Below are 12,437 nucleotides of genomic sequence, written 5' to 3' on the forward strand. Positions count from 1 at the left end.
TGCTGCACCGCAGGCTGCGAGTGTAAACCAAACCTGCTCCCTGCCGCCTGACGATGGTCCGTCTTTTGGTGCAGAGCCACCCGCGCCTCAGCGGCCGTGGCAATGACAATCGGCTACGTGGTCGTTGATCACGCCCACACCCTGCAGATAGGCATAGATGATGGTGGAACCGACGAACTTGAACCCGCGTTTGGCCAGGTCCTTGGAAATGGCATCCGACAAGGGCGTCTTGGCCGGACAATCTGCCAGCGAGGCCCAGCGATTGACGATGGGCTGGCCATCGACCTGGCCCCACAGGTAGGCATCGAGCCCGCCCACTTGCTCGCGCAGCGTGAGATAGGCACGGGCATTGCCGATGGTGGCCGCCACCTTCAGGCGATTGCGCACGATGCCCGGATTGGCCAGCAATTGTGCCACCTTGCGCTCGTCGTAGCGGGCGATCTTCTCGGCATCCCAGCCGTCGAAGGCCTCGCGGTAGCTGTCGCGCTTGTTGAGCACGGTCTCCCACGACAGACCGGCCTGGGCCCCTTCCAGGTTCAGCATCTCGAACAGGCGGGTTTCATCGTGGCAGGGCACGCCCCATTCATGGTCGTGATAGTGCACGTAACGGGGATTGGCCAGGTTGACCCAGCCACAGCGGACAGGTGTTTGCGTCATGGTGCGGTGTTTTCTTTCATATCGCCGGAATCAGACGGGCCATAGCGGCGGCTCATCCATCAGCGCGATCTGCTCGCGCAACTCCAGGATGCGGTCTTGCCAGTAACGTTGGGTATTGAACCAGGGAAAGGCCACCGGGAACGCCGGGTCATCCCAGCGCCGCGCCAGCCAGGCGGAATAATGGATCAGGCGCAGGGTGCGCAGCGCTTCGATCAGGTACAGTTCGCGCGGCTCGAATTCGCAGAAACTTTCATATCCTGCCAACAGGTCGGCCAGCTGCCCGACCATCTCGCGGCGTTCGCCGGACAGCAGCATCCACAGATCCTGCACGGCCGGGCCGCTGCGGCTGTCATCGAAGTCGACGAAGTGCGGGCCGGCATCGGTCCACAAGATGTTGCCGACGTGGCAATCACCATGCAGGCGCAACGTGCGCACCTCTCCTGCCCGCTCATAGCAGCGCCGCACGCCCTCCAGTGCCTGCTCGACCGTGGTGCGCCAGGCCGTGGCCACGTCCATCGGGATGAAATCATGGGCCAGCAGCCAGTCGCGTGGTTCTTCGCCAAAACTGGCGATGTCCAGCGCCGGACGCGCGCTGAAGGGGCTGCGCATGCCGACCGCATGGATACGGCCGATGAAGCGGCCCAGGCGTTCCAGCGTGTCGGCATCATCCAGTTCGGGGGCGCGGCCGCCGTGGCGGCGAAAGACGGCGAAGCGGAAACCTGCATGGCGATGCAGCGTGGCACCGTTCCCCAGACGCATCGCCGGCACCACCGGCACCTCTTCGTCAGCCAACTCCTGCGAAAAAGCGTGTTCTTCGAGGATCTGCTCATCACTCCAGCGCAAGGGACGATAGAATTTGGCCACCAGCGGCGGGCCGTCCTCCATGCCGACCTGGTAGACGCGGTTTTCGTAGCTGTTCAGGGCCAGCAGGCGTCCGTCGCCGTACAGGCCCAGCGCGTCGAGGGCGTCGAGCACCGTATCGGGCGAGAGCGTGGCGAAGGAAGTGGCGTCGGGAAGATCAGCAGATTGGGCGGGAGAATTCATCCGTCTATTGTACTGTCCGCCAGCCCCGGCGCCCCATCAGATTGCAGCCTTGCCGCCGGCAACACTCGCGCCCCCGGCGCAATGCCTTTACACTCCTGCCTTTAGTATTTGTCATTGGACCCATCATGCATCTCGACCAGCCCCTTTCCGACGCCGAATTCGACGAACTCGACGACTTTCTCCTCTCCGATCGCTGCGCCGACGATGTGATGACCATGGACACCCTGCACGGCTACCTGACGGCCCTGGCCATCGGTCCACAGGAAGTGCTGATGGCCGAATGGCTGCCGCGCGTCTGGGGCAGCCGTCCGGAAGACACGCCCAAGTTCAAGAATGGCAAGGAAGCCGAGCGCATCACCAGCCTGATTGCGCGCACCATGAATGAAATCGCCATCACCTTCGAGGTCGCCCCCAAGGAATATGAACCCTTGTTCTGCGAGCGCGAGCACGAAGGCAAGCCCCTGCTGGATGCCGAAGCCTGGGCCTGGGGTTTCTGGGAAGGCATCCAGCTGCGCGCGGCGCAGTGGGATGAAATCTTCCACTCCAACCTGGCACCGCTGATGCGCCCGATCTACCTGCTGGGCTCGGAAGAACTGGAAGAGGAAGAAACCAGGCTCATCGACGATCCCGTCAAGACCCACAAGCTGGCCGTCGAGATCGAAGCGGCCATCCCGCACATCCACCGCTACTGGGCGCCCAAGCGCAAGTCGGCGGTGGAACAGGTGCAGCGCGATGCGCCCAAGACCGGCCGCAACGATCCCTGCCCGTGCGGTAGCGGCAAGAAATACAAGAAATGCTGCGGCGCAGATTCGGAAGAATGAGGTAAAACGCCCCATGAAAAAAGCGCGCCAGAAGCCGGGCGCGCTTTTTTCGTTCATATAGGGCCGATTTTGCTGCCAACCGCCCTGCTGGCGGGGATCACTCCTTGATGAAGTGCTCGCGGTAGTACTTCAATTCCTCGATGGACTCCAGGATGTCGGCCAGGGCGGTGTGCATCTGGCGCTTCTTGAAACCGGTGGCGATTTCGGGCTTCCAGCGCTTGCACAGTTCCTTCAGGGTCGACACATCCAGGTTGCGATAGTGGAAGAATTCTTCCAGCTTGGGCATGCCGCGCACCATGAAGCGGCGGTCCTGGCAGATGGAATTGCCGCACATGGGCGACTTGCCGGCCGGGACGTATTGCTTCAGGAAGGCGATGATCTGCTGTTCGGCATCGGCTTCGGTGACGGTGGAGGCCTTGACGCGATCGATCAGGCCGGAACGGCCGTGGGTGCCCTTGTTCCAGGCATCCATGCCGTCCAGCAGCTCGTCGGACTGGTGGATGGCCAGCACCGGGCCTTCGCCCAGCACGTTCAGTTCAGCATCGGTAACCACCACGGCCACTTCGATGATGCGATCCTTGTCCGGATCCAGGCCGGTCATTTCCATATCGACCCAGACCAGGTTCATTTCATTGGGCCGGACAGGGACGGCGGGGGCTTGTGACATAATTCTTCCTTATTGACGGGATGGGGCATGGCTCCATCTACTGCAGGGTTCATTGCCGGGTTCGCGCGCCCGGTGGAGGCCGGGCGGCATGGCCTTCAGTCCTGCCAGCGGCACCCACCGGGGCGGCAGCGGACTTGAGCCGTGAACGTCCGCCATTTTCGCACAGGGAAAGCATGTCTTCACTTTCGTTTTCGGTTTTGTTCGTCGTCTTCCTGGCCATCAGCCTGGGGGTACGCTTCTGGCTGGCCTCGCGCCACATCCGCCACGTGATCGCCCATCGCGCCGCCGTACCGGCCGAGTTCGCCGAGAAGATCCCGCTGTCGGCCCACCAGAAGGCGGCCGATTACACCGTGGCGCGCACCAAGTTCGGCCTGGTGACGCTGCTGATCAATGCCGTGGTCCTGATCGGCTTTACCCTGCTGGGTGGCCTGCACTGGCTCTCCAGCGTGCTGCTGGGCTGGACTGGTGGGCCCGGCATGATCTACCAGATCGCGCTGGTGGCGGGCTTCGGGATCATCTCGGGGGCGGTCGATCTGCCTTTGGACTATTACCGCCAGTTCAGGCTGGAAGCCGGTTTCGGCTTCAACAAGATGACCCGCGCGCTATTCTTCACCGACATGATCAAGCAAACCCTGCTGGGTGCGGTGATCGGCCTGCCGCTGCTGTGGGTGGTGCTGACGCTGATGGACAAGGCCGGTGCGCTCTGGTGGCTCTACACCTGGATCGTGCTGTGCGCCTTCCAGCTGCTGATGCTGGTGATCTATCCCAGCTTCATCGCGCCGCTGTTCAACAAGTTCACCGCGCTGGAGGATGACAGCCTGCGCAGCCGCATCGAGGGCCTGATGCAACGCGTCGGCTTCGCTTCCAAGGGCTTGTTCGTAATGGATGGCTCCAAGCGCAGCGCGCACGGCAATGCCTATTTCTCGGGCTTCGGCGCGGGCAAGCGCATCGTCTTCTTCGACACCCTGCTGGCGCGCCTGGCACCGCATGAAATCGAAGCGGTGCTGGCCCACGAGCTGGGCCACTTCAAGCTCAAGCACATCGTCAAGCGGGTGGTGGTGATGTTTGGCCTGTCGCTGGCCTTCCTGGCGCTGCTGGGCTATCTGAAGGGCCAGGCCTGGTTCTATACCGGCCTGGGCGTGGAGCCGCTGCTCATGGGCAGCAACGATGCGATGGCGCTGATCCTGTTCATGCTGGTGCTGCCGATATTCACCTTCCTGTTCTCGCCGCTGTCCTCGCTGTCCTCGCGCAAGCACGAGTTCGAGGCCGACGCCTTTGCCGCCCAGCATACCCATGCCCAGGATCTGGTCTCGGCGCTGGTCAAGCTGTATGAAGACAATGCCTCCACCCTGACGCCTGATCCGCTGCACTCGGCCTTCTACGATTCGCATCCGCCGGCTTCGCTGCGCATCCAGCACCTGCAGGGTGCGATGGCGGCAACGCCGGCAGCTGCCGGCACTCACTGATATTTTTCATCGCATTCAGGGCGGGATACATGAAGTATCCCGCCTCCCAGGAGAACCCCATGAGCATCACCGCAAGCACTCTCGCCGCTGCCCGCTGCATCCAGCCCGTCGAGGCCCTGGATGAGGCCGCCATCGCCGGCCACCTGGCCGCCCTGCCCGACTGGAAGATCGACGGCGGCAAGCTGGCGCGCACGTTCGCCTTCGCCGACTATTACGAAACCCTGGCCTTCGTCAACGCGATCGCCTGGATCATCCACGCCGAAGACCATCATCCGGAACTGGTAGTGACCTACAACCGTTGCGGCGTCAAGTTCGACACCCACAGCGTCAATGCGGGGCGTGGCGGTTTGTCGGCCAATGACTTCATCTGCGCGGCCAAGGTCGACGCTCTCTTCGCCCAGCGCGCCCAAGGCTGATGGGAGTCCGCAAGCAAGGCGCGCGCGGCGCGGCGGCAGGGTCGGCGGCCAGCAAGGCCGCGCTGGAACAAGGCCTGGTGATTGCCGCCCACGGACGTCACTATCTGGTGCAGGCAGGTGAACAAAAACTCAATTGCGTCACCCGGGGCAAGAAGAGCGACGTGGCCGTGGGCGACCAGATCCGTCTGGCACGCACCTCGGCCGACCAGGGCGTGATCGAATCCATCGATGAGCGCAAGACCCTGCTCTATCGCTCGGACCAGTACAAGTCCAAGCTGCTGGCGGCCAATGTGGATCAACTCTTCATCGTGGTGGCAACCGAACCGAGCTTTTCGGATGATCTGGTCTCGCGCTCGCTGGTGGCGGCGGAGTCGGCCGGCGTGGCGGCCCACCTGATCCTGAACAAGACCGACATCACCGAAGCCCTGCCGAAGACGCGCGAGCGCCTGCAGGTCTATGCGCGCCTGGGGTATCCGGTACACGAAGTCTCGGCCAAGGCCCAGCCGGACGAAACGCGCGCCGCCTTCATGCCCCTGCTGGCCGGCAAGAGCACCATCCTGATCGGCCAGTCGGGCATGGGCAAGTCGTCCATCATCAACCTGATCGTGCCGGATGCCGACATCGCCACCCGCGAGATCTCGGCCGCGCTCGATACCGGCAAGCACACCACTACCTTCACCCGGCTATATCAGATGGAGCAGGACGCCAGCATCATCGATTCGCCGGGCTTCCAGGAGTTCGGCCTGTACCAGCTCTCCGAAGGCATGCTGGAACGTGCCTTCCGGGATTTCACGCCGTATCTCGGCAAATGCCGCTTCTACAACTGCCACCATCTCAACGAGCCTGGCTGCGCGGTGCTGGAGGCGGTGCAGGCCGGCGCGATTGCGGCAATGCGGCACCAGCTGTATGCGCAGCTGGTGCATGAGTCTTCGCAGACCTTGTACTGACCCCGCTCTCGCTCAGAACTTGTAGGCCGCTGTCAACACCACCGCACGCGGCGCGCCCGGCACGATCTGCGACACGCCGGTGGCGCTGGCATAGTAGCGGCGGTTGGCCAGGTTGGTCGCCGCCAGCGTATATTCGGCACGCGCCAGACGATAGCCCAGCAAGGCGTCCCAGCGGGCGTAGCCGGGCAGTTCGAGCAGGTTCTCGCGATCAGCGAAGCGCGCGCCTTCATAGACCACACCGGCCTCGCCGAACCAGCCTTGCGGGGGCGCATAGGAGATGAACAGGCTGCCGTTGCGCGCCGAAACACCCGAGGGGCGCTTGCCTGAAAATTGCGGCTCTGCCTGAACCACCCGGGAGTTCTGCTGGGTCCATCCACCGCGCACGAACCAGTCACGCGCCAGCTCGCCTGCCACGCTGAACTCGATGCCGCGGTTGCGTTCCAGCCCGGTCTGGGTGAATACGTCCGGCTGCACCGGATCGCGCACGAGGCGGTTGTAGAGTTCCAGTTCGAACCAGGCCAGCGTGGTGCTGATCCTGCGCTGGAACCAGTCGCTCTTGAGGCCGGCTTCCAGCTGGCGGCTGAACTGCGGGCCCAGGTCGTTGAGGTTGCCCTTTGCCCCAGGCGTGATACCGATCACGTCGCCGCCGACCGGCGCGTAGTTCTTGCTCCATGACGCATAGAGGTGATGATCCGGCAGTGCTTCCCACACCGCACCGATGCGCGGGCTCAGGGCATTGGTAGAGCGCTCGCTGTGCAGCTTCTGCAGGCGGTTGCGCGAATCCACCTCGAAGTGATCCCAACGCAATCCCACCAGCCCTTTCACGTGCGCGCCCAGGTCGATCTGGTCTTGCGCATAGAGACCGGTGGTCTTGACCTTGTGATGGTTCATCTGCCAGGGCTCGGGCCGGGAGCCGGCATTGTCGTGCTGGTCAGGTTCAGTCAAGGAGACCGGCCGCGCCGACCCCATCCACAGGCGCGGCTCGCGCTTTTGCCAGCCGTATTCGGCGCCGATCAACAACTGGTGCCGTATTGCGCCCGTGGCGAGCCTGCCCAGCACTTCCAGGTTGGCCTGCACGTTGCGCTGCTGCAGGTTCTGCTGGAAGCGGCTACGCTGCACGCTGCGCAGATCGCGCCCGGCGCTCACGAAGGGCTGGCTGACGAAGGTATTGTCGAAGTCGCTGTTGAGGTCGAACGCGCTGACCATCTGGCGCAGGCTCCAGTCGGGCGCAATGGCGCGCGTGAGTGTGGAGCGCAAACTGAGGCTGGCGTCACGGATGAAGTCGCGTCCCGCCGCGCCGAAGAAGGTGCGATCCGAAGCCACCGGCAAGGCATAGCCGCTGGCCGTGCCGTTGCGCGTGAGGGCCGTCACCCGCGCCGGCACGCCGCGATCGGGGACGCGTTCGTATTCATCGTAATCGGCTTGCAGCAACCAGCTGTCGCGGCCCGATTCCCACTTCAGCGCAGGCGCGAAATATTGGCGCGTACCCCGGACTTCCTCGCGGAAGTGCGGCTCATGTTCACGTCCGGCATTGATACGCAGGGCCCATTGCTCGCCCAGCGGCCGGTTCCAGTCCACCGCCGCGCCCTGCTGGCCCCGGCTGCCCCAGGTGGCCGATGCCTGGCCGAAGGCTTCGCGCGTGGGCTGCTTGCTGATGCGGTTGATGACGCCGCCGCCACTGCCGCGTCCATACAGCACGGCGGCCGGTCCCTTGAGGATTTCGATGCGATCGATATTGCCCAGGCTGCGCACGTATTGCGCATCGTCGCGCATGCCATCCAGCAGCGTGTCGCCGGCATTGGAGAAGCCACGAATCCGGAACGCATCGAAGCGCGTATCGGAGACATTGGAAATGCCCGGCACGCCCGAGAGCGCCGCCGCCAGGCCACGTCCGCCATATGCCCTGACCTGTTCGGCATCGACCGCCTGTACCGTCTGCGGCACCTCGCGCACATCGGTAGCGGTACGGGTAGCGCTGCCCAGCGGGCCGGGACGGGGATCGTGCGTGCTGCGCTGGCTGCGCACTTCGATGGCCGGCAGGCGTGTGGCTTCGCTCTCCTCACGCTCGCCTGCAGCATCGGCTGCTGAGGCGGGCACCGGCAGCGAGAACATGGCGGCGACCAGGGCCGCCGGCAGTGTGCGCAGCCTGGGAGAGGAAGTGAAGGTTTGAGAACGCCAACCGTACGACTGGCGCAAAAATGAGGACGAATACGACATGACGACCATTCCTTTCAGGCAACAGAAAGGCGCCGATTCTAGTCGCGCAAATAACAATAATTCTCATTTATATCGTGACATTGGCTGACCTGCCCAAGTTAGTCAGCATTTCTCGATAAAGGTCGAGCCGAGTTTCGAAATATTTCTTCACGTGATTCGAATGAATTCGAAATGAACACCCGGCCGCTTGCGCCGGTCTTCATATTTGGGCAAAAGGCAGCCGTACCGAAGGGGTTTCCCCAGAGCAAGTACTGCGGGTATCTTTTTAAGCCGAATCCCTTATAATCTAAGGAGTTAACGACTATCGGCGGCAGGCGCCACACTGGCCGCCGTTTTTATTTATGGCAATCAAACACTACCTTCAGTTTTCCGACTTTACGCTTGATGAATACGAGTACGTGATCGAACGTTCCCGTGTGATCAAACGTAAGTTCAAGAATTACGAGCCCCATCACACGCTGGCCGATCGTACCCTGGTGATGGTGTTCGAAAAGAACTCGACCCGTACCCGCCTCTCCTTCGAGGCCGGCATGCACCAGATGGGCGGTGCGGCGATCTACCTCAACACCCGCGACAGCCAGCTCGGCCGCGGCGAACCGGTGGAGGATGCAGCCCAGGTGATGTCGCGCATGTGCGATGTCATCATGATCCGCACCTACGGCCAGGAGATCATCGAGCGCTTTGCCAAGCATTCGCGCGTGCCGGTCATCAACGGTCTGACCAACGAGCAGCATCCCTGCCAGGTGCTGGCTGATGTGTTCACCTACATCGAGCATCGCGGCAGCATCGGGGGCAAGATCGTGGCCTGGGTCGGTGACGCCAACAACATGCTCTATTCGTGGCTGCAGGCGGCCGAGGTGTTTGGCTTCCACGTCAACGTCTCCACCCCCAAGGGCTACGACATCGATCCGGCGCAGGTCTCGCCGGGCAACAAGAACTACACCTTCTTCGCCGATCCGGCCGATGCCTGCCAGGATGCCGATCTGGTCACCACCGACGTGTGGACCAGCATGGGCTACGAGGCCGAGAACAATGCCCGCCTGAAAGCCTTCGACGGCTGGATCGTGGACCAGGCCAAGATGGCGCGCGCCAAGAAGGATGCGCTCTTCATGCACTGCCTGCCCGCCCACCGCGGCGAGGAAGTGGCCGCCGAGGTGATCGACGGCCCGCAATCGGTGGTCTGGGAAGAAGCGGAAAACCGCCTGCACGTGCAGAAGGCCCTGCTCGAATACCTGGTGCACGGCCGCTTCGATTAAGACCGCCCTGCCCCATCGTCGTACCGAAAGAATCACGCTCAACACTTCACTTCACCGCAACGTCAAGATCATGTCCAACATCCTGCAATCCGTCCCGGTCAACCAAAAAGTCGGCATCGCCTTCTCCGGCGGCCTCGATACCAGCGCCGCGCTGACCTGGATGCGCCAGAAGGGCGCCATCCCCTACGCCTACACCGCCAACCTGGGCCAGCCGGATGAACCGGACTATGACGCCATCCCCAAGAAGGCCATGCAATATGGTGCCGAACTGGCGCGCCTGATCGACTGCCGCGAACAGCTGGCCAACGAAGGCATCGCTGCCCTGCAAAGCGGCGCTTTCCACATCTCCACCGCCGGCATCACCTACTTCAACACCACCCCGCTGGGCCGCGCCGTGACCGGCACCATGCTGGTGTCGGCCATGCGTGAAGACAACGTCGACATCTGGGGCGACGGCAGCACCTACAAGGGCAACGACATCGAGCGCTTCTATCGCTACGGCCTGCTGGTGAACCCCAACCTGAAGATCTACAAGCCCTGGCTGGACAGCACCTTCATCGACGAACTGGGCGGCCGCAAGGAAATGTCCGAGTTCATGATCAAGTCCGGCTTCGACTACAAGATGTCGGTGGAAAAGGCCTACTCGACCGACTCCAACATGCTGGGCGCGACCCACGAAGCCAAGGACCTGGAATACCTCAACAGCGGCATCAAGATCGTGCAGCCCATCATGGGCGTGGCGTTCTGGCGCGATGACGTGGAAGTGAAGGCCGAGACGGTTACCGTGCGCTTCGAAGAAGGCCGTCCGGTGGCACTCAACGGCAAGACCTTCGCCAGCATGACCGAGCTGATCCTGGAAGCCAACCGCATCGGTGGCCGCCACGGCCTGGGCATGAGTGACCAGATCGAAAACCGCATCATCGAAGCCAAGAGCCGCGGCATCTACGAAGCCCCGGGCCTGGCCCTGCTGTTCATCGCCTACGAGCGCCTGGTCACCGGTATCCACAACGAAGACACCATCGAACAGTACCGCGACAACGGCCGCAAGCTGGGCCGCCTGCTGTATCAGGGCCGCTGGTTCGATTCGCAAGCCATCATGCTGCGCGAAACCGCCCAGCGCTGGGTGGCGCGCGCCATCACCGGCGAAGTGACCGTGGAACTGCGTCGCGGCAACGACTACTCGATCCTCAACACCGAGTCGCCCAACCTGACCTACCACCCGGAACGCCTGACCATGGAAAAGGGCGAAGGCAGCTTCTCGGCCATCGACCGTATCGGCCAGCTGACCATGCGCAATCTGGACATCGCCGACACCCGCCAGAAGCTGTCCATTTACCAGAACACCGGCCTGCTGGACACCAGCACTGCGGTGTCGCTGCCGCTCCTGGGCAAGGACGAGAAGTAATCTCCGCTGGATTCACATTCACTGTTTAATGGAAGCGATTCGATGAGCACCCAATTCGACAACGTTACCGTCCTCAAGAAGGGCAACGTCTACTTCGACGGCAAGTGTGTCTCGCACACCGTGCTGTTGGCCGATGGCACCAGGAAGACCCTGGGCGTGATCCTGCCCGCCAGCCTGACCTTCAATACCGGCGCGCCGGAAATCATGGAAATCAACGGCGGCAGCTGCCGCGTGCGCTTGAAGGGCGAAGAAGCCTGGAACACCTATGCTGCAGGCACCACCTTCAGCGTGCCGGGCAATTCCAGCTTCGATATCGAAGTCACCGAGACGCTGGATTACGTCTGCCACTTCGGCTGATCTGACCTGCGCCTCAAGGAAAAAGCCGTCCGGTAGCGATACTGGACGGCTTTTTTGCATCTTCATCCGGGAGACTTCCTAGATGAAGACCGGTTCCGGCTCCAGCTGCACGCCGAACTTTTCCTTCACATCCTCCTGGATCGCCCTGGCCAGCCTGGCCACCTCCGCCCCGGTCGCACCGCCCCGGTTGACCAGCACCAGTGCCTGTTGTTCATATACCCCTGCACGCCCGATGCTCTTGCCCTTCCACCCGCAGCGGTCGATCAGCCAGCCGGCGGCGAGCTTGTAGTGGCCGTCATCGACGCGATAGCTGACCAGGTTGGCGTATTGCGCCAGGAGCGTGTCGCGCAGGCGGGCCGGCACGATGGGGTTCTTGAAGAAGCTGCCGGCGTTGCCGATCTTGGCGGGATCGGGCAGCTTGCGGGTGCGGATGGCGATGACGGCCTCGGCGATTTCAGTGGGAGTCGGCTCGCTAATGCCGCGTTCCTGCAGGGCCTGGGCCACGTCGGCGTAGTTGGCATTGGCTTGCCAGTGCTTGGGCAGGGCGAAGCTGACGTCCAGCACCACGGCGCGGTCGCGCAATTCCTGCTTGAAGACGCTGTCGCGGTAGCCGAAGCGGCAGGCATCCCGGTTCAGCGTCAGCAGTTCGCCGCTGATCAGGTCGAAGGCGCGCAGGCTGTGGAAGCGGTCCTTGATTTCGATGCCGTAGGCGCCGATGTTCTGGATCGGCGCGGCACCGACGCTGCCGGGGATGAGTGAAAGATTCTCCAGTCCGCCCAGGCCCTGTTGCAGCGTCCACTGGACGAAAGCGTGCCAGTTCTCGCCAGCGGCGGCGCGCACGTAGATGAAGTGATCGTCCTCGCCGGTGATCTCTCTCCCCCTGCCCTGCATATGCAGCACCAGTCCGCTGAAGTCTTGCGTCAGCAGCAGGTTGCTGCCGCCGCCCAGCACCAGGCGCGGCAGGGCCATCAGGGCGGCGTCCTGGCGCAGCGCGTGGAGGGACCCGATGCCCTCGACGGGCAAGTAAGCATGGGCCAGCGCCTCGATCCCGAAGGTATTGAGGGCGCGCAGGGAAACGTCGTACTGGACGGGAAGTGAAGAAGTGCTCATAGGGCTGGGATTATAGCGCCCGCGCGCGGCCGATCCGCTGTCAGTGCAGCGGCGATGGCGGCGGGGGCGCCAGT

At 62.9% G+C, this 12,437-nt stretch carries 12 protein-coding genes; 7 read left to right on the forward strand and 5 right to left on the reverse strand.

Going from position 1 to position 12,437, the window contains the following annotated elements:
- Positions 1 to 87 precede the first annotated feature (87 nt).
- Together ACVC5H_RS18495 and ACVC5H_RS18500 are read right to left on the reverse strand one after the other, a co-directional pair.
- Positions 88 to 657: a DNA-3-methyladenine glycosylase I gene (locus ACVC5H_RS18495; protein WP_489619234.1), complete on the reverse strand. Its 570-nt coding sequence runs from the start codon at positions 655 to 657 to the stop codon at positions 88 to 90.
- A gap of 30 nt (positions 658 to 687) precedes the next feature.
- Positions 688 to 1,701 (reverse strand): serine/threonine protein kinase, encoded by a 1,014-nt coding sequence (locus ACVC5H_RS18500; RefSeq protein WP_489619235.1) that lies wholly within the window; start codon positions 1,699 to 1,701, stop codon positions 688 to 690.
- A gap of 125 nt (positions 1,702 to 1,826) precedes the next feature.
- Here ACVC5H_RS18500 and ACVC5H_RS18505 point away from each other — a divergent pair, with 125 nt between their 5' ends.
- Entirely contained in the window at positions 1,827 to 2,522 is a 696-nt protein-coding gene (locus tag ACVC5H_RS18505) for a UPF0149 family protein (protein WP_489619236.1), read from the forward strand.
- 97 nt (positions 2,523 to 2,619) lie between these two features.
- On the opposite strand, the gene orn is transcribed toward ACVC5H_RS18505, so the two are convergent.
- Positions 2,620 to 3,189: an oligoribonuclease gene (gene orn / locus ACVC5H_RS18510; protein ID WP_489619237.1), complete on the reverse strand. Its 570-nt coding sequence runs from the start codon at positions 3,187 to 3,189 to the stop codon at positions 2,620 to 2,622.
- Between the two features lie 173 nt (positions 3,190 to 3,362).
- On the opposite strand from orn, the gene ACVC5H_RS18515 reads away from it, so the two are divergent.
- The 3 genes from ACVC5H_RS18515 to rsgA are packed head-to-tail and all read left to right on the forward strand — an operon-like array spanning position 3,363 to position 6,018.
- Entirely contained in the window at positions 3,363 to 4,655 is a 1,293-nt protein-coding gene (locus tag ACVC5H_RS18515) for a M48 family metallopeptidase (RefSeq protein WP_489619238.1), read from the forward strand.
- A gap of 59 nt (positions 4,656 to 4,714) precedes the next feature.
- The gene (locus ACVC5H_RS18520) at positions 4,715 to 5,071 is read left to right on the forward strand and encodes a 4a-hydroxytetrahydrobiopterin dehydratase (RefSeq protein ID WP_489619239.1); all 357 of its coding nucleotides are present in this window, start codon (positions 4,715 to 4,717) and stop codon (positions 5,069 to 5,071) included.
- On the forward strand, positions 5,071 to 6,018 hold the full coding sequence (gene rsgA, locus ACVC5H_RS18525; RefSeq protein WP_489619240.1) for a ribosome small subunit-dependent GTPase A: 948 nt from the start codon (positions 5,071 to 5,073) through the stop codon (positions 6,016 to 6,018). The genes ACVC5H_RS18520 and rsgA overlap by 1 nt, the downstream gene beginning before the upstream one ends.
- 12 nt (positions 6,019 to 6,030) lie before the next feature.
- Here the strand turns inward: rsgA and ACVC5H_RS18530 are convergent, their stop codons facing one another.
- Positions 6,031 to 8,235 (reverse strand): TonB-dependent receptor, encoded by a 2,205-nt coding sequence (locus tag ACVC5H_RS18530; protein ID WP_489619241.1) that lies wholly within the window; start codon positions 8,233 to 8,235, stop codon positions 6,031 to 6,033.
- Between the two features lie 341 nt (positions 8,236 to 8,576).
- On the opposite strand from ACVC5H_RS18530, the gene argF reads away from it, so the two are divergent.
- The 3 genes from argF (at position 8,577) to ppnP (ending at position 11,253) form a co-directional block, all read left to right on the forward strand.
- Positions 8,577 to 9,491, forward strand: a complete 915-nt coding sequence (gene argF, locus ACVC5H_RS18535; RefSeq protein ID WP_489619242.1) for an ornithine carbamoyltransferase — start codon at positions 8,577 to 8,579, stop codon at positions 9,489 to 9,491.
- Between the two features lie 70 nt (positions 9,492 to 9,561).
- Positions 9,562 to 10,896, forward strand: a complete 1,335-nt coding sequence (argG, locus tag ACVC5H_RS18540) for an argininosuccinate synthase (protein ID WP_489619243.1) — start codon at positions 9,562 to 9,564, stop codon at positions 10,894 to 10,896.
- Between the two features lie 42 nt (positions 10,897 to 10,938).
- On the forward strand, positions 10,939 to 11,253 hold the full coding sequence (gene ppnP, locus ACVC5H_RS18545; protein ID WP_489619244.1) for a pyrimidine/purine nucleoside phosphorylase: 315 nt from the start codon (positions 10,939 to 10,941) through the stop codon (positions 11,251 to 11,253).
- Between the two features lie 78 nt (positions 11,254 to 11,331).
- Here the strand turns inward: ppnP and murB are convergent, their stop codons facing one another.
- Positions 11,332 to 12,363, reverse strand: coding sequence for a UDP-N-acetylmuramate dehydrogenase (gene murB / locus ACVC5H_RS18550; protein WP_489619245.1), 1,032 nt, complete (start codon positions 12,361 to 12,363; stop codon positions 11,332 to 11,334).
- Positions 12,364 to 12,437 lie beyond the last annotated feature (74 nt).

Source organism: Herbaspirillum sp. Her3, from assembly GCF_057961275.1.

Bases quoted from the DNA above. Each gene is read 5' to 3' on its own strand.
- ACVC5H_RS18530 (WP_489619241.1), bottom strand. From the start codon at position 8,235: ATGTCGTATTCGTCCTCATTTTTGCGCCAGTCGTACGGTTGGCGTTCT.
- ACVC5H_RS18515 (WP_489619238.1), top strand. From the start codon at position 3,363: ATGTCTTCACTTTCGTTTTCGGTTTTGTTCGTCGTCTTCCTGGCCATC.
- orn (WP_489619237.1), bottom strand. From the start codon at position 3,189: ATGTCACAAGCCCCCGCCGTCCCTGTCCGGCCCAATGAAATGAACCTG.
- ppnP (WP_489619244.1), top strand. From the start codon at position 10,939: ATGAGCACCCAATTCGACAACGTTACCGTCCTCAAGAAGGGCAACGTC.
- ACVC5H_RS18495 (WP_489619234.1), bottom strand. From the start codon at position 657: ATGACGCAAACACCTGTCCGCTGTGGCTGGGTCAACCTGGCCAATCCC.
- rsgA (WP_489619240.1), top strand. From the start codon at position 5,071: ATGGGAGTCCGCAAGCAAGGCGCGCGCGGCGCGGCGGCAGGGTCGGCG.
- murB (WP_489619245.1), bottom strand. From the start codon at position 12,363: ATGAGCACTTCTTCACTTCCCGTCCAGTACGACGTTTCCCTGCGCGCC.
- argG (WP_489619243.1), top strand. From the start codon at position 9,562: ATGTCCAACATCCTGCAATCCGTCCCGGTCAACCAAAAAGTCGGCATC.
- ACVC5H_RS18500 (WP_489619235.1), bottom strand. From the start codon at position 1,701: ATGAATTCTCCCGCCCAATCTGCTGATCTTCCCGACGCCACTTCCTTC.
- ACVC5H_RS18505 (WP_489619236.1), top strand. From the start codon at position 1,827: ATGCATCTCGACCAGCCCCTTTCCGACGCCGAATTCGACGAACTCGAC.
- argF (WP_489619242.1), top strand. From the start codon at position 8,577: ATGGCAATCAAACACTACCTTCAGTTTTCCGACTTTACGCTTGATGAA.
- ACVC5H_RS18520 (WP_489619239.1), top strand. From the start codon at position 4,715: ATGAGCATCACCGCAAGCACTCTCGCCGCTGCCCGCTGCATCCAGCCC.